General features: G+C 63.6%; 15 protein-coding genes. 10 read left to right on the top strand and 5 right to left on the bottom strand.

Translation table 11 applies throughout. The annotated features are described in order from the left end of the window. Positions 1-58: 58 nt before the first annotated feature. Complete coding sequence (locus tag ACK6AU_RS23615) at positions 59-709, bottom strand: N-acetyltransferase (protein WP_185698986.1); 651 nt, start codon at positions 707-709, stop codon at positions 59-61. Between the two features lie 173 nt (positions 710-882). Here ACK6AU_RS23615 and xthA point away from each other — a divergent pair, with 173 nt between their 5' ends. Next, positions 883-1,695: an exodeoxyribonuclease III gene (gene xthA / locus ACK6AU_RS23610; protein ID WP_185698985.1), complete on the top strand. Its 813-nt coding sequence runs from the start codon at positions 883-885 to the stop codon at positions 1,693-1,695. 48 nt (positions 1,696-1,743) lie between these two features. On the opposite strand, the gene ACK6AU_RS23605 is transcribed toward xthA, so the two are convergent. Next, on the bottom strand, positions 1,744-2,076 hold the full coding sequence (locus tag ACK6AU_RS23605) for a YegP family protein (RefSeq protein ID WP_185698984.1): 333 nt from the start codon (positions 2,074-2,076) through the stop codon (positions 1,744-1,746). 293 nt (positions 2,077-2,369) lie between these two features. On the opposite strand from ACK6AU_RS23605, the gene ACK6AU_RS23600 reads away from it, so the two are divergent. Beyond that, entirely contained in the window at positions 2,370-3,752 is a 1,383-nt protein-coding gene (locus ACK6AU_RS23600) for a substrate-binding domain-containing protein (protein WP_409301730.1), read from the top strand. Between the two features lie 51 nt (positions 3,753-3,803). Here the strand turns inward: ACK6AU_RS23600 and ACK6AU_RS23595 are convergent, their stop codons facing one another. After that, positions 3,804-5,036 carry an acyl-CoA dehydrogenase gene (locus ACK6AU_RS23595; protein WP_185698982.1) on the bottom strand — a complete coding sequence of 411 codons (1,233 nt, stop codon included), beginning with the start codon at positions 5,034-5,036 and terminating at the stop codon, positions 3,804-3,806. A gap of 201 nt (positions 5,037-5,237) precedes the next feature. Between ACK6AU_RS23595 and ACK6AU_RS23590 the strand changes: the two genes are divergently transcribed. The 3 genes from ACK6AU_RS23590 (at position 5,238) to ACK6AU_RS23580 (ending at position 7,665) form a co-directional block, all read left to right on the top strand. Next, entirely contained in the window at positions 5,238-6,173 is a 936-nt protein-coding gene (locus tag ACK6AU_RS23590; protein WP_085598502.1) for a LysR family transcriptional regulator, read from the top strand. 128 nt (positions 6,174-6,301) lie between these two features. Continuing rightward, positions 6,302-6,706, top strand: a complete 405-nt coding sequence (locus tag ACK6AU_RS23585) for a MerR family DNA-binding transcriptional regulator (protein WP_185698981.1) — start codon at positions 6,302-6,304, stop codon at positions 6,704-6,706. A gap of 59 nt (positions 6,707-6,765) precedes the next feature. Beyond that, entirely contained in the window at positions 6,766-7,665 is a 900-nt protein-coding gene (locus ACK6AU_RS23580) for a hydroxymethylglutaryl-CoA lyase (RefSeq protein WP_185698980.1), read from the top strand. 619 nt (positions 7,666-8,284) lie between these two features. Here the strand turns inward: ACK6AU_RS23580 and ACK6AU_RS23575 are convergent. After that, the gene (locus ACK6AU_RS23575) at positions 8,285-9,988 is read right to left on the bottom strand and encodes an AMP-binding protein (RefSeq protein ID WP_185698979.1); all 1,704 of its coding nucleotides are present in this window, start codon (positions 9,986-9,988) and stop codon (positions 8,285-8,287) included. 228 nt (positions 9,989-10,216) lie between these two features. Between ACK6AU_RS23575 and ACK6AU_RS23570 the strand changes: the two genes are divergently transcribed. The 4 genes from ACK6AU_RS23570 (at position 10,217) to ACK6AU_RS23555 (ending at position 15,892) form a co-directional block, all read left to right on the top strand. Next, entirely contained in the window at positions 10,217-11,380 is a 1,164-nt protein-coding gene (locus ACK6AU_RS23570) for an isovaleryl-CoA dehydrogenase (protein WP_022639680.1), read from the top strand. A gap of 116 nt (positions 11,381-11,496) precedes the next feature. Continuing rightward, entirely contained in the window at positions 11,497-13,104 is a 1,608-nt protein-coding gene (locus ACK6AU_RS23565) for a carboxyl transferase domain-containing protein (protein WP_409301726.1), read from the top strand. Between the two features lie 17 nt (positions 13,105-13,121). Further along, on the top strand, positions 13,122-13,937 hold the full coding sequence (locus ACK6AU_RS23560; protein WP_185698977.1) for a gamma-carboxygeranoyl-CoA hydratase: 816 nt from the start codon (positions 13,122-13,124) through the stop codon (positions 13,935-13,937). Continuing rightward, complete coding sequence (locus ACK6AU_RS23555; protein WP_409301724.1) at positions 13,937-15,892, top strand: acetyl/propionyl/methylcrotonyl-CoA carboxylase subunit alpha; 1,956 nt, start codon at positions 13,937-13,939, stop codon at positions 15,890-15,892. The genes ACK6AU_RS23560 and ACK6AU_RS23555 overlap by 1 nt, the downstream gene beginning before the upstream one ends. Before the next feature lie 132 nt (positions 15,893-16,024). Here ACK6AU_RS23555 and ACK6AU_RS23550 read toward each other — a convergent pair whose 3' ends face one another. Beyond that, the gene (locus ACK6AU_RS23550) at positions 16,025-16,690 is read right to left on the bottom strand and encodes a LexA family protein (RefSeq protein ID WP_409301722.1); all 666 of its coding nucleotides are present in this window, start codon (positions 16,688-16,690) and stop codon (positions 16,025-16,027) included. A 132-nt stretch (positions 16,691-16,822) separates the two neighbouring features. Between ACK6AU_RS23550 and ACK6AU_RS23545 the strand changes: the two genes are divergently transcribed. Beyond that, positions 16,823-17,170, top strand: a complete 348-nt coding sequence (locus ACK6AU_RS23545) for a DUF6124 family protein (protein ID WP_185698974.1) — start codon at positions 16,823-16,825, stop codon at positions 17,168-17,170. Positions 17,171-17,297: the final 127 nt, after the last annotated feature.

Here is a 17,297-nt window from a genome sequence, read left to right as displayed (position 1 = left end):
GGATGCTATCACGAGCTTGGGAGGGCGATAGAGCGCTCGAGGACGGGGAAAGTTCGATTCAGCCTGTTGCGCTTTGTAAGCGCTGTGGATTGGGATGGAAAAACACATGCTCGCGGACCGGCCCTATCGCCACCTCGCCGATCTCTGCATAACCCTGGCGCTGGTAGAACGCGAGATAGCGCGGGTTGCCGGTATCGAGCACCACGCCCTGGGAGTTGGCGTCCACCGCACACCAGTTGTGCACCGCCTCCAGCAACTGTTCGCCAAAATGCTGGCCCTGGAACTGCGGATGCACGCCCAACAGTGGCAATACATGCAGGGCATCGCTGGGCAGGCAGGCTTGCACCGCGTCATGGTATTCCAGGTAGCGCCGGGTACAGCGAAAGCCCGTGCTCAACACCATGCGCAGCCGCCAGGCCCAACTTTCGGTGATGCCCAGCCGGCGCTGGGGCGGCGCGATCAGCGCGATGCCGATCAGCCGGTCGTTGACCAGCAAGCCGATGGCAGGCAGCTCCTGCAAGAAGTGTTGCTTGACCAGCTCGCGCACCGTGGCCCGCACCCGTTGCTCGTAGCCGGGGCGCTCGGACTCGAAGATGAAACCGAAGGTCGGTTCGTGGCGATAGGCCTGGTACAACAGCGACCGCGCTTCGCGGGAATACCCGCTGTCGAGCATGTGGATATCGGCGATGGCATTGCTGGCCTCGGGCATGACGGTCACTCCTCCCTGGCGCGGCTCGAAAGGTCGCGCTCTTGTATTACGAACCTGGCGCGCCGCTGAACGTTCCCGCGCCCAAGGACATTAGCAGCGCATCGGCGGCACTGCCACGCTGGTCGACCCAGGCGTTGTCAGCTAGCATCGCTGTTTTGCCAGGACCGCCGACCATGAAGATCGTCTCGTTCAATATCAACGGGCTGCGCGCCCGCCCCCATCAGCTGGCGGCGCTGATCGACAAGCACCAGCCGGATGTGATCGGCCTGCAGGAAACCAAGGTCGCCGACGAGCAGTTTCCCCTCGCCGAGGTCCAGGCCCTGGGGTATCACGTGCACTACCACGGCCAGAAAAGCCACTACGGCGTCGCCTTGCTCTCGCGCCAGGCGCCGCTGGCCCTGCACAAGGGCTTCGACGGCGATGACGAAGACGCCCAGCGCCGCTTCATCTGGGGCACTTTCGCCGACGCCGACGGCACGCCGGTGACCATCATGAACGGCTATTTCCCCCAGGGCGAAAGCCGCGACCACCCTACCAAGTTCCCGGCCAAGCAACGCTTCTACAGTGACCTGCAACAGTTGCTGGAAAGCCGCTTCAGCAACGACCAGCCCCTGGTGGTCATGGGTGATGTGAACATTTCCCCGGAAGACTGCGACATCGGCATCGGCGCCGACAACGCCAAGCGCTGGCTCAAGACCGGCAAGTGCAGCTTCCTGCCGGAAGAACGCGAGTGGATGGCACGCCTGAAGAACTGGGGCCTGGTGGACAGCTTCCGCCACCTGAATCCCGAGGTGAACGACCGCTTCAGCTGGTTCGACTACCGCAGCCGTGGCTTCGAGGACGAACCCAAGCGTGGCCTGCGCATCGACCTGATCCTGGCGTCCCGTGGCCTGCTGCCGCGGGTCAAGGCTGCCGGGGTCGACTATGAACTGCGGGGCATGGAGAAACCTTCGGACCATGCGCCGATCTGGCTCGAATTGAGCTGATCGCCAGGCACGAAAAAGCCCATCTGACGATGGGCTTCTTTCTGCCGCTTAGAGCTGGACGCGCTGGATGCGGTCCGTGGTGCCGGCGCTGGCAATCTCGCCGATGGCTCTCTCCAGGGCCTCTTGCGAATCGTAAAGATGGCTGACGAGGATCACCTCACTGCCGGACTTGAGCTTGAAATAGGGCTTGCCGCCCGACGAAATTTTCTTGACGTAGCGCTCGGGAGAGGCGCAGTGTGCGCGGAACAGTGCGAGGGCTGCCTCGGCACTGTCCCGGCAAGGGTAGCGGTCGCTTTGAAGCATGGTCTGCGCCTCCTCTGTCTTGAGCAAGAATCTGCACGCACCACTGCCATACTGCTTCAGTTCAAACCAGGCACTCATCTGCAACTCCTTTGAAAGTCACGAGAACTGGCAGCTCCACGCTGCCGGGGCATCTGCGGGGATGACGCGTTGGCAGTCGCCCCAATCCCCTACAGACAAAGTTGTCCACTCTACGCAGGCCGCAAAGGCTGGTCTTTAGGAAAAATCTCAAAAAATCTAGAGAAAACAGCTATTTATGACGTAGGACTTTCGCTATCTAACGATGATACGCGTCCTTCGTCACAGGCCTGTCATCTCCCTGACTTAATCTCGCCGGCACTTACCTCTTCCTCTATATAGAAGGCCAGTGCCCCATGCCCCGCGTTTTCTCCGCCAGTGAACGAGACATCTGGTGCCGGACCATCAGCCTGTTCCTGATCGGTTTCATTTGTTATTCCCTACCCTGGTCGGTATTCGCCGCCCTGCCCCTGGCGGCGGACGACACCGCAGTGCTGCGTATCCAGGGTTCCAACACCATCGGCGCCCGGCTGGGCCCGGCGCTGGTCAAGGGGCTCATGGAACAACAGGGCCTGCATGGCATCAGGATCGAGGCCAGCGGCAAGGACAACGAGCAACGGGTCATCGGCCAGACCGCCCAGGGCGGCCAGGTCCGGGCGGAGGTGGCCGCCCATGGCTCGAGCACCGGCTTTGCCGCGCTGAACAGTGCCCGAGCCGACCTGGCCGCCGCCTCACGGCCCATCAAGGACAGTGAACTGGTGGAACTGGAGAACCTCGGTGACCTGAAAAGCCCCGACGCCGAGCAAGTCATCGCCATCGACGGCCTGGCGATCATCCTCCACCCACGCAACCCGCTGACCCGCTTGAGCACCGAGCAACTGGCGCGACTGTTCAGCGGCGAGACCAAGACCTGGGAAGACCTGGGCGGGATCGGCGGCCCGGTGCACCTGTATGCCCGGGATGACCAGTCGGGTACCTACGACACCTTCAGGGAGTTGGTCCTTGGCCGACGCGGCAAGGCCCTGAGCCCCGGTGCCAAGCGTTTCGAATCCAGCGAGCAGTTGTCCGACGCCGTCAGCCAGGATCCCCAGGGCATAGGCTTCATCGGCCTGCCCTATGTGCGCCAGGCCAAGGCGGTGGCCATCGTCGACGGCGATTCGCAACCGATGCTGCCACTCAACAGCCTGATCGCCACCGAGGACTATCCGCTGTCGCGCCGCCTGTACCTGTACTTGCCGCCCGACAGCCAGAACCCCTGGGCCAAGGCCTTGGTGAGCTTCGCCCAGAGCGCCAAGGGACAAGCCATCGTGGCCGCCAACGGCTTCGTCGCCCAGACCGTGCAAGCCATGAGCGTGGCGCCCAATCCGCAGATGCCCGAGGCGTACCAGGCACTGACCCGGGAGGCCCAGCGCCTGAGCGTGAACTTTCGCTTCGAGGAAGGCAGCGCCAACCTGGACAACAAGGCCCGCCAGGATCTGACTCGGGTCCTGGACTACCTGCGCCAGCATGGCAAGATGACCCGCCAGGTAACCCTGGCCGGCTTCGGCGATGCCAAGGACGACCCCGGCCGCGCCGCCCTGCTGTCCAAGCTGCGGGCCATGGCGGTACGTAGGGAACTGGTGAAGAGTGGCGTGGTGTTGCGCGAGATCCGCGGCTTCGGCGCACAGTTGCCGGTGGCCACCAACGATCTCGACGAGGGCCGGATCAAGAACCGGCGAGTGGAAGTGTGGGTCTATTGACCCCATGCACAGCCTGCCGGTGCCCCCACCGACAGGCTGCCAGAGCGGCTATCAGTGTCCGCCGCTGCGCATCAGTTCCCGAGGCACGTACTTGCCGATCTCGTACTTGCCGATCGCCGCCCGGTGCACTTCATCCGGGCCATCGGCCAGGCGCAGGGTACGCTGCATCGCATACATGTAGGCCAGCGGGAAGTCACTGGAAACACCGGCCCCGCCATGGATCTGGATCGCCCGGTCGATCACCCGCAAGGCGACGTTCGGTGCCACCACCTTGATCTGGGCGATCTCGCTCTTGGCCACCTTGTTACCGGCGGTATCCATCATGTAGGCGGCCTTGAGGGTCAGCAGGCGCGCCATGTCGATCTCCATCCGCGAATCGGCGATCTTGTCGATGTTACCCCCCAGCCGCGCCAGTGGCTTGCCGAACGCGGTACGGTTCACCGAACGCTTGCACATCAATTCCAGGGCGCGCTCGGCCATGCCGATCGAACGCATGCAGTGGTGGATGCGCCCCGGGCCCAGGCGCCCCTGGGCGATCTCGAAGCCCCGCCCCTCGCCCAGCAGCACGTTTTCATAGGGCACGCGGACGTTGTCGAAGACCACCTCGGCGTGACCGTGAGGCGCGTCGTCGTAACCGAACACCGGCAGTGGGCGGATGATCTTCACCCCGGGGGTATCCACCGGCACCAGGATCATCGAGTGCTGCTGGTGGCGCGGCGCATCCGGGTTGCTCAGGCCCATGAAGATCAGGATCTTGCAGCGCGGATCGCAAGCACCCGAGGTCCACCATTTCTTGCCGTTGATCACCCACTCGTCGCCATCACGCACCGCCCGGGCCGCCATGTTGGTGGCGTCGGACGACGCCACGTCCGGTTCGGTCATGGCGAAGGCGGAGCGGATCTCGCCACGCAGCAAGGGTTGCAACCAGCGCTGCTTCTGCTCCTCATTGGCATACCGCACCAGCACTTCCATGTTGCCGGTGTCGGGGGCCGAGCAGTTGAACGGCTCCGGCCCGAGCATGGAGCGCCCCATGATTTCCGCCAGTGGCGCGTATTCCAGGTTGGTCAGCCCGGCCCCCAGTTCGGACTCGGGCAGGAACAGGTTCCACAACCCTTCGGCCTGGGCCTTGAGCTTGAGCTCTTCCATGATGGCGGTCGGCTGCCAGCGGTCGCCTTCGGCAACCTGGCGCTCGAAAACCGCTTCAGCCGGATAAACATAGGCCTCCATGAACGCGGTGACGCGCTCACGCAGTTCCTGGACCTTGGGGGAATAGGCGAATTCCATGAGCAGCTCTACCTCTATGCAAACGGGTGTGGAGGGACTGGAATCGATGCTAGTTCAGCTACGAAAATTTACCTAGCCTATTCTCGGCGTGTATTAACATTCATCACCGATATATGATCGGCTGATTCTGCTGGCTTCCAAGCCGCCCCCTCACGTGCCCTAACAGCCCCTCGCCGAGGCCAACAACAAGAGTGCAGCGCCATGAATCTGAGCAAGGTCGACCTCAACCTCTTCATCGTTTTCGACGCGATCTACACCGAAGCCAACCTGACCCGCGCCGGCCAGATCGTCGGCATCACCCAGCCGGCGGTGTCCAACGCCCTGGCCCGCCTGCGCGAAACCTTCAATGACCCGCTGTTCGTCCGGACCGCCCAGGGCATGGTGCCGACTCCCATGGCGCAGAACATCATCGGGCCGGTGCGCAACGCCCTCTCGCTGCTGCGGGTCTCGGTCCAGGAGAGCCGGATCTTCAACCCCCTGCAGGCGGTAAAGACCTACCGCATCAGCATGACCGACCTGACCGAGGCGGTGATCCTGCCGCCGCTGTTCCAGCGCCTGCGGCGCCTGGCGCCGACGGTGGCGATCGAGAGCTTTCTCTCCAAGCGCCGGGAAACCACCAAGGAACTGGCGGCCGGGCGCCTGGATTTCGCCGTGGATGCACCGCTCAACACCGACCCCCAGGTGCGTCACGTCAAGCTCATGGAGGACCGCTATGTCTGCGCCATGCGCAAGGGCCATCCACTGGCGGGCAAGGAAAAATTCACCCTGGACGACTACCTGTCCCTGACCCATATCCATATTTCCAGCCGCCGCAGCGGCCTCGGCCATGTGGACCTGGCCCTGGGCAAGATGGGCATCCAGCGCAAGATCGCCCTGCGTTCCCAGCATTACTTGATGGCCTCCCTGGTCTTGCAACAGACCGACATGGTCATGACCGTGCCGGCGCGTTTTGCAAGACGCCACGACTTGCAGGCTTTCAACCTGCCGGTCAACGACGTGCCGCCAGTGGAAACCCATCTCTACTGGCACGAAAGCACCGACCAGGACCCGGCCAACCGCTGGATGCGCGAGCAGATGATCGAGCTGTGCCAGCAGGTCGCCGCCCACGAGAAAAAACTCGACCAGCAGGCAGTCTGAGCCCGAACCGCCGGCGGATCCGCTTCCGGGCCTGGCGGCCAGGAGCGGGTCGGCGATGCAAGGGCACTGCTTGACGTATACGTCAACCTACCTTTAGCTTAGCGCCACGTCCTCCCTTGAGCGTCTCCATGAGCAGTCAGACCTACAGTATTTCCGACCTCGCCCGCGAGCTCGACATCACCACCCGGGCCATTCGCTTCTATGAGGAGCAGGGCCTGCTGGCCCCTGAGCGTCGGGGCCAGGAGCGCATCTATTCGCCACGGGACAAGGTCAGCCTGAAACTGATCCTGCGGGGCAAGCGCATCGGCTTCTCCCTGGCCGAATGCCGCGAGCTGATCGAGCTCTACGACCCCTCCAGCGGCAACCTCAAGCAACTGCACAGCATGTTGGCGAAGATCGCCGAGCGTCGCGCACAGCTCGAACAGCAACTGCTGGACATCGAACAGATGAAACTGGAACTGGATACCGCCGAGGAGCGCTGCACCCAGGCGCTGCAACAGACCCTCCAGAGTCAGAACAACACCGCCCAATGACGCCAGCGACCATGCGGTGCGCAGCGCTCCCCGTCATCACTTGAGAGAAGGTGAACCCCATGTCCCTCCCCAGCCACGTACGCCTGGTCGAAGTCGGCCCCCGCGACGGCCTGCAGAACGAAGCCCAGCCCATCAGCGTCGACGACAAGGTGCGCCTGGTGGACGCCCTGACCGAGGCCGGCCTGGGCTATATAGAAGTCGGCAGTTTCGTCTCGCCCAAGTGGGTGCCGCAGATGGCCGGCTCGGCCGAAGTGTTCGCCCGCATCCAGCGCAAGCCGGGGGTGGTCTACGGCGCCCTGGCACCGAACCTGCGCGGTTTCGAGGATGCCCTGGCGGCCGGGGTCAAGGAAGTCGCGGTGTTCGCCGCCGCCTCGGAAGCCTTCTCCCAGCGCAACATCAATTGCTCCATCAGCGAGAGCCTGGAACGCTTCGCGCCGATCATGGAGGCCGCCCGGCAGCACGGCATCAGCGTGCGCGGCTATGTGTCCTGCGTGCTGGGCTGTCCGTATGAAGGATCGATCGCCCCCGGACAAGTGGCCCTGGTGGCCCGCGAGCTGTACGCCATGGGCTGCTACGAAGTGTCCCTGGGCGACACCATAGGTACCGGCACCGCCGGCGCTACCCGGCGGATGTTCGAGGCAGTGGCCGCAAATGTCCCACGGGACAAGCTGGCCGGGCACTTCCACGACACCTATGGCCAGGCTCTGGCCAATATCTATGCCAGCCTGCAAGAAGGCATCGCGGTATTCGACAGCTCCGTGGCCGGGCTGGGCGGCTGCCCCTATGCCAAGGGCGCCAGCGGTAACGTCGCCACCGAGGACGTGCTGTATCTGCTCGACGGCCTGGGGATCCACACCGGTATCGACATGGACCGCCTGATCGCCGCCGGTAACCGCATCAGCGAAGTGCTGGGCCGGGCCACCGGCTCGCGGGTGGCCAAGGCACGTAGCGCCGGCTGAGCAAAGTGTGCGCCGGTGTGTTACCGACCGCTCTGGAATGGGGCGGAAACGAGTAACACGGAAACAGTTTGTTGATTTTTTTGCGGAGCAGCTTGTCCTACAAAATGATCAAGCCATTGATTTTAAAGGGTTTTAAAAAGTTGGCACAGCTTCTGCTATCTCTATGGCATAACAAGAATAAAAAGCTGCAAACCTAATAAAAATAAGACGAAACGACTCTGACATAACAAGAACAACACGGCAGAGACGCAGCTAACAGATTTTTTTGGAGAAGGTGCACTGTGCGGGACGGCTTGCAAGAGCCATCCGCAATCGGTCAGAGAACAATAAAACTACCCTCGAGGTAGCTCCCGAACCGGTTGGATCGCCCTGGCGACACATTGGATCAGCGCTCAAAAAAATACGTTTGCTCTTGATCCCGGATGGGGATCGCCCAAAACAGCGGTAAAGGGCCACGGTCGACAAAAACAACAACAGGCCGCCCCTCAATAATAAAAAAGAGCATGCAACGACAAATTAAAGGGGAGCCTCGGCTCCCCTTTGTGCTTCCTGACTTTCGTGTTTTGCACCCTGCCCGCCCCAGCTGCGTGCACCGGGACCGATGCACGCCCCAAGACGATCAGCCCCTGCCCAGATGCTCGCGCAGTTCTTCGGTGCTGATTTCCCGCATGCGGAATTTCTGGATCTTGCCGGTGACGGTCATCGGGAACTCCTCGACGAACTTGAAGTAACGAGGCGTCTTGAAGTGCGCGATGCGCTCCTTGCACCAGGCCTGCAACTCCAGCTCGTTGGCCGTGTGTCCGGGATGGAACTTGATCCAGGCCACGATCTCCTCGCCATAACGGGCACATGGCACCCCCACCACCTGTACATCGGCCACCGCAGGATGAGTGAAGAAGAACTCCTCCAGCTCCCGCGGATAGATGTTCTCGCCACCGCGGATGATCATGTCCTTGTTGCGCCCGGCAATACGCACGTACCCCCGCTCGTCCATCGTCGCCAGGTCGCCGGTGTGCATCCAGCCCGCCGGGTCGATGGACTCGCGGGTACTTTCGGGATTGTTCCAGTAGCCGAGCATCACGCTATAGCCCCGGGTGCAGAGCTCGCCAATGGCGCCACGCGGCAACACATTGCCGGCCTCATCGATGATCTTGCTTTCCAGGTGCGGCTGGGTCCGCCCCACGGTGGTCACCCGCAGTTCCAGCTCGTCGTCCGGGCCGGTCTGCAGTGAAACCGGACTGGTCTCGGTCATGCCATAGGCGATCTGCACCTCGCTCATGTGCATCTCGCTGATCACCCGGCGCATCACTTCGATCGGACAGGTGGCGCCAGCCATGATCCCGGTGCGCAGGCTCGACAGGTCGAACTCGTGGCGCCGGGGCTGGTCGAGCATCGCGATGAACATGGTGGGCACGCCATACAGCGCGGTGGCCCGCTCCTTGGCCACGGCCCCCAGGGTCAGCAGCGGGTCGAAGGCATCGTTGGGATAGATCATGGTGCTGCCGTGGGTGATGCAACCCAGGTTGCCCATGACCATGCCGAAGCAGTGATACAAGGGCACCGGGATCACCAGCCGATCGGCGGCGGTGAGGCCCAGGCTTTCACCGACCATGTAGCCGTTGTTGAGAATGTTGTAGTGGCTCAGGGTCGCGCCCTTGGGGAAGCCGGTGGTGCCCGAGGTGTACTGGATATTCACTGGCTGATCGAAATCCAGGCTGTCCTGGCGGGCCTGCAATTGCTCGGCGCTGGCGCCGGCGGCCAGGTCGCCGAGCTGCGACCACGGCAGGAAGCCCGACGGTGGCCGGGCGTCCAGGCTGATCACCCCACGCAACTCCGGCAGCAGCTGGCTGTGCAACTGGCCAATGGACTGTTCGGCCAGCTCCGGCAGCAACCCCTGGAGCATGCCGTGGTAATCGGACGTCTTGAAGGCCCCGGCGCAGATCAGCCATTGGCAGCCGGACTGCTTGAGCACGTACTCCAGTTCGGCGGCGCGATAAGCCGGGTTGATGTTCACCAGGATCACGCCGATCTTGGCGCTGGCGAACTGGGCAATGCACCACTGGGCACAATTGGGGGCCCAGATCCCCAAGCGGTCGCCGGTCTTGAGCCCCAGGGCCAGCATGGCCCGGGCATGCAGGTCGACCGTCTCGCGTAGTTGCTGCCAGGTGTAGCGCAACTGCTGGTGGTGGACCACCAGTGCCTCGCCCTGGGGATGGGCGGCGACGGTGCTGTCGAAGGCCTGGCCAATGGTCTGCGCCAGCAAGGCGCGGTCTTGCGTGCCACGGGTATAGCTGCGATCCGGCTGGGAACCCGAGTGTTCCATGACGCCCCCTATTGTCTTTATTAGTGGGTGTTCAGGAGCCAGGCCGATGGCGCGAACAAGCCAGGCTCCAAGCGAAAGCCCGATTACTCTGGCGCAAGTTGACGTTTACGTAAAGGGCGATTGACAGCCATTCGACGCAGGTTTACGTTAACGTAAAGGTGAGAGCCAGGCCGCCTGCTCTCCGCGTCTCGTTCCCTCGACAAAAACAAATTTTGAAGGTGCCCCGCCATGAGTTACCCGACCCTGAACTTCGCCCTCGGTGAAACCATCGACATGCTGCGCCAACAGGTCCAGGCCTTCGTCAAGGCGGAGCTGGCGCCCCGGGCGGCACAGATCGACGCCGATAACCTGTTCCCTGCCGACATGTGGCGCAAGTTCGGCGACATGGGCCTGTTGGGCATCACCGTGCCGGAAGAATACGGCGGTGCCGGCCTGGGCTACCTGGCCCATGTGGTGGCCATGGAAGAAATCAGCCGCGGCTCGGCCTCGGTGGCCCTGTCCTACGGCGCCCACTCCAACCTGTGCGTCAACCAGATCAACCGCAACGGCAACCATGAGCAAAAGAGCAAGTACCTGCCCAAGTTGATCAGCGGCGAGCACATCGGCGCCCTGGCCATGAGCGAACCCAACGCCGGCTCCGACGTGGTGTCGATGAAGCTGCGCGCCGACAAGCGCGGCGACCGCTTCGTACTCAACGGCAGCAAGACCTGGATCACCAACGGCCCCGACGCCAACACCTATGTGATCTATGCCAAGACCGACCTGGAAAAGGGTCCCCACGGCATCACCGCGTTCATCGTCGAGCGTGACTGGAAAGGTTTCAGCCGCAGCAACAAGTTCGACAAGCTGGGCATGCGCGGCTCCAACACCTGCGAGTTGTTCTTCGATGACGTCGAAGTGCCGGAAGAGAACGTACTGGGTGCAGTCAACGGCGGCGTGCGGGTCCTGATGAGCGGCCTGGACTACGAGCGCGTGGTGCTCTCCGGCGGCCCGACCGGGATCATGCAGGCCTGCATGGACCTGGTGGTGCCCTACATCCACGACCGCAAGCAATTCGGCCAGAGCATCGGCGAGTTCCAGCTGATCCAGGGCAAGATCGCCGACATGTACACCCAGCTCAACGCCAGCCGCGCCTACCTGTACGCCGTGGCCCAGGCTTGCGAGCGTGGCGAGACCACCCGCAAGGATGCCGCCGGGGTGATCCTCTACTCCGCCGAACGTGCGACCCAGATGGCCCTGGATGCGATCCAGATCCTGGGTGGCAACGGCTACATCAACGAATTCCCGGCCGGCCGCCTGCTGCGCGACGCCAAGCTCTACGAGATCGGTGCCGGCACCAGCGAAATCCGCCGCATGCTGATCGGCCGCGAACTGTTCAACGAAACCCGCTGAAGCAGCTTCAAGCAGAAAGCTACAAGCAGCAAGACAAACAGCGATGCGCGCTTGCAGCCACAACACTGAACATTCTTGCAGCTTGAAGCTTGAGGCTTGATTCTGCGTGAGGAGTCATGATGATCCTGAAGTCACAGTTGAACACTAAATCACCAGAGTTCGCGCAGAACTGGAGCGCCATGGCGGCCCAGGTTGACGCCCTGCATACCTTGCTGGCCCAGGTCCAGCAAGGCGGCGGCGCCAAGGCCCAGGAACGCCATACCTCGCGCGGCAAGCTGCTGCCCCGCGAGCGGATCAACCGCCTGCTCGACCCGGGTTCGCCGTTCCTGGAGATCAGCCCGCTGGCGGCCTACGAGGTCTATGGCGAAGACGTGCCCGCCGCCGGGGTGATCGCCGGCATCGGCCGGGTGGAAGGCGTGGAGTGCATGATCGTGGCCAACGATGCCACGGTCAAAGGCGGCTCCTATTACCCGCTGACGGTGAAAAAGCACCTGCGCGCGCAGACCATCGCCCTGCAGAATCGCCTGCCGTGCATCTACCTGGTGGACTCCGGCGGCGCCAACCTGCCCCGCCAGGACGAAGTGTTCCCGGATCGCGAGCACTTCGGACGGATCTTCTTCAACCAGGCCAACATGAGCGCCCAGGGCATCCCGCAGATCGCCGTGGTCATGGGCTCCTGCACCGCCGGCGGCGCCTACGTACCGGCCATGGCCGACGAAGCGATCATGGTCCGCGAGCAAGCCACTATCTTCCTCGCCGGCCCGCCGCTGGTGAAGGCCGCCACCGGCGAGGTGGTGAGCGCCGAGGACCTGGGCGGTGCCGACGTGCACTGCAAGGTTTCCGGGGTGGCCGACCACTATGCCGAGAGCGATGAGCACGCCCTGGCCCTGGCGCGCCGTAGCGTGGCCAACCTCAACTGGCACAAGCAGGGCCAGTTGCAGCAACGCACGCCGATCGCCCCGCTGTATGCCCGGGATGAGCTGTATGGCGTGGTGCCGGCCGATCCCAAACAGCCGTTCGACGTGCGCGAAGTCATCGCGCGCCTGGTGGACGGTTCGTTGTTCGATGAATTCAAGGCGCTGTTCGGCACCACCCTGGTATGCGGCTTCGCCCACCTGCACGGCTACCCGGTGGCGATCCTGGCCAACAACGGCATCCTGTTCGCCGAGGCGGCGCAAAAAGGCGCCCACTTCATCGAACTGGCGTGCCAGCGCGGCATCCCGTTGCTGTTCCTGCAGAACATCACCGGCTTCATGGTGGGGCAGAAATACGAGGCCGGCGGCATCGCCAAGCATGGCGCCAAGCTGGTGACGGCGGTGGCGTGCGCCCAGGTGCCGAAATTCACCGTGATCATCGGGGGCAGCTTCGGTGCCGGTAACTACGGCATGTGCGGCCGCGCCTACGATCCACGCTTCTTGTGGATGTGGCCCAACGCGCGGATTGGCGTGATGGGTGCCGAGCAGGCCGCCGGCGTGCTGGTACAGGTCAAGCGCGAGCAGGCGGAACGCAGCGGACAGGGGTTCGACGCGACCCAGGAAGCCCAGATCAAGCAACCGATCCTCGACCAGTACGAGCACCAGGGACACCCCTACTACTCCAGCGCACGGCTGTGGGACGACGGCGTCATCGACCCGGCGCAGACCCGCGAGGTGCTGGCCCTGGCGTTGTCCGCATCCCTCAACGCCCCTATCGAACAGAGCCGTTTCGGCGTGTTCCGCATGTAATCCTGCGCGAGAAGATCATGAGCGATTTCAATACCCTGGAACTGCTGCGCGACCCTCGTGGCTTCGCCACCTTGTGGCTCAGCCGTGAAGAAAAGAACAACGCCTTCAACGCCGAGATGATCCGCGAGCTGATCCTGGCCCTGGACCAGGTGCAAGGCGACCCCAACCTGCGCTTCTTGCTGTTGCGCGGTCGTGGCCGGCATTTCAGCGCCGGCGCCGACCTGGCCTGGATGCAGCAGTCGGCTGAGCTGGACTACAACACCAACCTCGACGACGCCCGGGAACTGGCGGAGTTGATGTACAACCTGGCCAAGCTGAAGATCCCGACCCTGGCGGTGGTGCAAGGCGCGGCCTTCGGCGGTGCCCTGGGCCTGATCAGCTGCTGCGACATGGCCATCGCCAGCGACGACGCACAATTCTGTTTGTCGGAAGTGCGCATTGGCCTGGCCCCGGCGGTGATCAGCCCGTTCGTGGTCCAGGCCATCGGCGAACGCGCTGCCCGGCGCTATGCCTTGACCGCCGAGCGCTTCGACGGTCCGCGTGCGCGGGACATCGGCCTGCTGGCCGAGAGCTACCCGGCGGCGGAGCTGGAACAGCACGTCACCCGCTGGATCGACAACCTGCTGCTCAACAGCCCCCAGGCCATGCGTGCCAGCAAGGACCTGTTGCGCGAAGTGGGCAACGGCGCCCTGACCACCGCCCTGCGCCGCTACTGCGAAAATGCAATCGCGCGGATCCGCGTCAGTCCCGAAGGGCAGGAAGGCCTGCGGGCGTTCCTGGAAAAACGCCCACCCAGCTGGCAGACCGAGACCACGACCAAGGAGTCCCGCTGATGAGCGCGCCGATCCTAGATACCCTGCTGGTGGCCAACCGCGGCGAGATCGCCTACCGCGTGATGCGCACCGCCAAGGCCCTGGGCCTGACCACCGTGGCCGTGCACAGCGCCACCGACCGCGATGCCCGCCACAGCCGTGAAGCGGATATCCGCGTGGACCTGGGCGGCAGCAAGGCCAGCGAAAGCTACCTGCAGATCGACAAGCTGATCGCCGCCGCCAAGGCCAGCGGCGCCCAGGCCATCCACCCCGGTTATGGCTTTCTTTCCGAGAACGCCGGTTTCGCCCGGGCCATCGAGGCCGCCGGGCTGATCTTCCTCGGCCCACCGGCTTCGGCCATCGACGCCATGGGCAGCAAGTCGGCGGCCAAGGCCCTGATGGAAACCGCCGGTGTACCGCTGGTGCCGGGCTACCACGGCGAGGCCCAGGACCTGGAAACCTTCCGCAGCGCCGCCGAGCGCATCGGCTATCCGGTGCTGCTCAAGGCCACCGCCGGTGGCGGCGGCAAGGGCATGAAGGTGGTGGAGGACGTCAGCCAGCTGGCCGAAGCACTGGCCTCGGCCCAGCGTGAAGCACAGTCGTCGTTCGGCGATTCGCGGATGCTGGTGGAAAAATACCTGCTCAAGCCACGGCACGTGGAGATCCAGGTCTTTGCCGACCAGCACGGCAACTGCCTGTACCTCAACGAGCGCGACTGCTCGATCCAGCGCCGCCACCAGAAAGTGGTGGAAGAAGCCCCGGCTCCCGGCTTGAGCGCCGAGCTGCGCAAGGCCATGGGCGAAGCCGCGGTACGGGCGGCCCAGGCCATCGGCTACGTCGGCGCCGGCACCGTGGAATTCCTGCTCGACGCCCGCGGTGAATTCTTCTTCATGGAGATGAACACCCGCCTGCAGGTGGAACACCCGGTCACCGAAGCCATCACCGGCCTGGACCTGGTGGCCTGGCAGATCCGCGTGGCCCGTGGCGAAACCCTGCCCATGACCCAGGACCAGGTACCCCTGCTGGGCCATGCCATCGAAGTGCGTCTGTACGCCGAGGACCCGGGCAACGACTTCCTGCCGGCCACCGGCCGCCTGGAGCTGTATCGTGAGTCCGCCAGTGGCCCTGGCCGGCGCGTGGACAGCGGCGTCGAGGAAGGCGACAGCGTATCGCCGTTCTACGACCCGATGCTGGGCAAGCTGATCGCCTGGGGCGAGGACCGCGAACAGGCTCGCCAGCGCCTGCTGAGCATGCTCGATGAGTTCGCCATCGGCGGCCTGAAGACCAACCTGGCGTTCCTGCGCCGGATCATCGCCCACCCGGCCTTCGCCGAGGCCCAACTGGATACCGGCTTCATTCCACGCTACCAGGAGCAACTGCTGCCGGCGGCCCGCGAGCTGGACGAGGACTTCTGGCAGGCGGCGGCCCAGGCCTACAGCCAGAGCCTGGCGCGGCGCGAGCGCCAGGACGATCCGCATTCGCCCTGGGCGGCGGTCGATGGCTGGCGCAGCGGCTTGCCGGCGCAGGTCGCCCTGCACCTGAGCGCCGACGGCCAGGACCGGGCCATCAGCCTGCAGACCCTTGGCGTCGACTACCGCTTGCAGGGTGAACGCCTGCTGGTGGAGCGCCAAGGCGTGCGCCGCGAGCACCGGGCCATCCGTCGTGGCGACACCCTCTACCTGCACTGGCAGGGCGAGATGCACAGCGTCACGGCCTACGACCCGATCGCCGCGGCCGACGCCAGCCACAGCCAGCACGGCGGCCTCACTGCCCCCATGAACGGCAGCATTGTCCGGGTCCTGGTGGACGCCGGGCAAAGCGTCGAAGCCGGCGCGCAACTGGTGGTGCTCGAGGCCATGAAGATGGAACACAGCATCCGCGCGCCCCACGCCGGTATCGTCAAGGCGCTGTATTGCCAGGAAGGCGAGATGGTCAGCGAAGGCAGTGCGCTGGTTGAGCTGGAACAGCCAGCCTGATGAGCAAGGCCCGCCGCCAGGCGGGCTGCGTGAGCGCCGCGGCCCACACCGCAGCCATGGACTAGCCCAGGATGCAAAAAGCCCCTTCCTGAAACCAGGAAGGGGCTTTGTCGACTGAGGGCGCCTGCGTCTTCAGAACTTCGCGGTCGCTTGCACCACCACGCCGATGATCCGGCAATCGTCGTTGTAGAGCATCTTCGGGTATGTGGGATTGAGAGGCGCCAGGTAACGCTGGCCGCCCTCCTGCACCAACTTGCGAAAGAGCGCCTCGGCGCTGCCGGGACACTGCACGACCACCAGCTTGCCGGGCTCGGCCGCAATGGCCGGGTCCACCAGGATCAACATGCCCTGGCTGATGCTCATGCCAGTGGGCGCGATCATCGCGTCACCCACCACCCTCAACCAGAACGCCGCGCCCTGGGCCTGGTAGTCGGACAACTCGTAGCGCTCAGGCACATAGCTCGGCTGGCCATCCTCACGGACTTCGCCGGCGCTGCGCCAATCACTGACCGGATAACGGAAGTACGGGTTGTACCTATCCACCAGCGAAGGTTCCTGCTCCAGGGGCTCGCCATCGTCGTTGACCAAGGGTTTTTCACGGACCACCAGCACCACTTCGAGAAAGCCCATGCCGATCTCTTCCAGCACCCGGTTCATGTCTTCGATCTTGGGCTGGCGCCGCTTGCTCAACCAATGGCCAATGCCGCCCTGGGACATGCCCAGGCGCTCGGCGAGCTTCTCCTGCGTGACCTTGCGGCCTTTCATGTTGGCCTTGACCAACTCGATCCATTTATCCATGGGCGGAACAATACGTTGTGTATTTTCCGCCTCAACACACAAGTTGTAGTATTTGAAATGGCGTCACAATTACAATAAGTATTAATCTGTGCCTGCCCCCTCTTTTCATTTTCTCAAGACAAGGCAGAACCCATGAACACAAGCAGCAAGGACGTGCCGGAACTCGATACAGAGGCCTCATTCAGCTCACTTACGGGCAAGCATGCAATGCGACGAGCGATGGACCACCCTATGGAGCCACCCCACGGCAGCATCGGCAAGGAGGAGAAATTCTTCGAGATAAGAAGCAGCCTCAGCAGCGAGGAAGCCATGATCCATGCCTCCGACCTGCTGCGCTGCGCGGCCGCCACCGCCTACGGCGCGGCCGACAACCTGCATGGGCCCAATCGGGACCTGGCGTTCTCGGTGGTGCATATGATCGACCTGGCCAAGGCCCTGGTGGACAAGTCCCTGGAAGGCCAACGGCATGAAATCGCCTGAAATGCAGACACCCCGCCAGCCCGAAACGGGTGCAGGGGAATCCAGGGTGAAAAAATTCGAGCAGGCAGGGAAAAACGTTTGACTTGCAAATGATAATGATTATTATTGCAAGCAGCTGATCGCGAGA

It is taken from the genome of Pseudomonas sp. KCJK8993, from assembly GCF_046230915.1.
Lineage (GTDB): Bacteria > Pseudomonadota > Gammaproteobacteria > Pseudomonadales > Pseudomonadaceae > Aquipseudomonas > Aquipseudomonas piscis.
The sequence above is the reverse complement of the archived record's forward strand: the minus strand, read 5'-3'. Positions and strand labels throughout refer to the sequence as shown.

Bases quoted from the DNA above. Each gene is read 5' to 3' on its own strand.
- ACK6AU_RS23565 (WP_409301726.1), top strand. From the start codon at position 11,497: ATGATGATCCTGAAGTCACAGTTGAACACTAAATCACCAGAGTTCGCG.
- ACK6AU_RS23570 (WP_022639680.1), top strand. From the start codon at position 10,217: ATGAGTTACCCGACCCTGAACTTCGCCCTCGGTGAAACCATCGACATG.
- ACK6AU_RS23555 (WP_409301724.1), top strand. From the start codon at position 13,937: ATGAGCGCGCCGATCCTAGATACCCTGCTGGTGGCCAACCGCGGCGAG.
- ACK6AU_RS23550 (WP_409301722.1), bottom strand. From the start codon at position 16,690: ATGGATAAATGGATCGAGTTGGTCAAGGCCAACATGAAAGGCCGCAAG.
- ACK6AU_RS23590 (WP_085598502.1), top strand. From the start codon at position 5,238: ATGAATCTGAGCAAGGTCGACCTCAACCTCTTCATCGTTTTCGACGCG.
- ACK6AU_RS23575 (WP_185698979.1), bottom strand. From the start codon at position 9,988: ATGGAACACTCGGGTTCCCAGCCGGATCGCAGCTATACCCGTGGCACG.
- ACK6AU_RS23585 (WP_185698981.1), top strand. From the start codon at position 6,302: ATGAGCAGTCAGACCTACAGTATTTCCGACCTCGCCCGCGAGCTCGAC.
- ACK6AU_RS23545 (WP_185698974.1), top strand. From the start codon at position 16,823: ATGAACACAAGCAGCAAGGACGTGCCGGAACTCGATACAGAGGCCTCA.
- ACK6AU_RS23615 (WP_185698986.1), bottom strand. From the start codon at position 709: ATGCCCGAGGCCAGCAATGCCATCGCCGATATCCACATGCTCGACAGC.
- ACK6AU_RS23605 (WP_185698984.1), bottom strand. From the start codon at position 2,076: ATGAGTGCCTGGTTTGAACTGAAGCAGTATGGCAGTGGTGCGTGCAGA.
- ACK6AU_RS23595 (WP_185698982.1), bottom strand. From the start codon at position 5,036: ATGGAATTCGCCTATTCCCCCAAGGTCCAGGAACTGCGTGAGCGCGTC.
- ACK6AU_RS23560 (WP_185698977.1), top strand. From the start codon at position 13,122: ATGAGCGATTTCAATACCCTGGAACTGCTGCGCGACCCTCGTGGCTTC.
- ACK6AU_RS23580 (WP_185698980.1), top strand. From the start codon at position 6,766: ATGTCCCTCCCCAGCCACGTACGCCTGGTCGAAGTCGGCCCCCGCGAC.
- xthA (WP_185698985.1), top strand. From the start codon at position 883: ATGAAGATCGTCTCGTTCAATATCAACGGGCTGCGCGCCCGCCCCCAT.
- ACK6AU_RS23600 (WP_409301730.1), top strand. From the start codon at position 2,370: ATGCCCCGCGTTTTCTCCGCCAGTGAACGAGACATCTGGTGCCGGACC.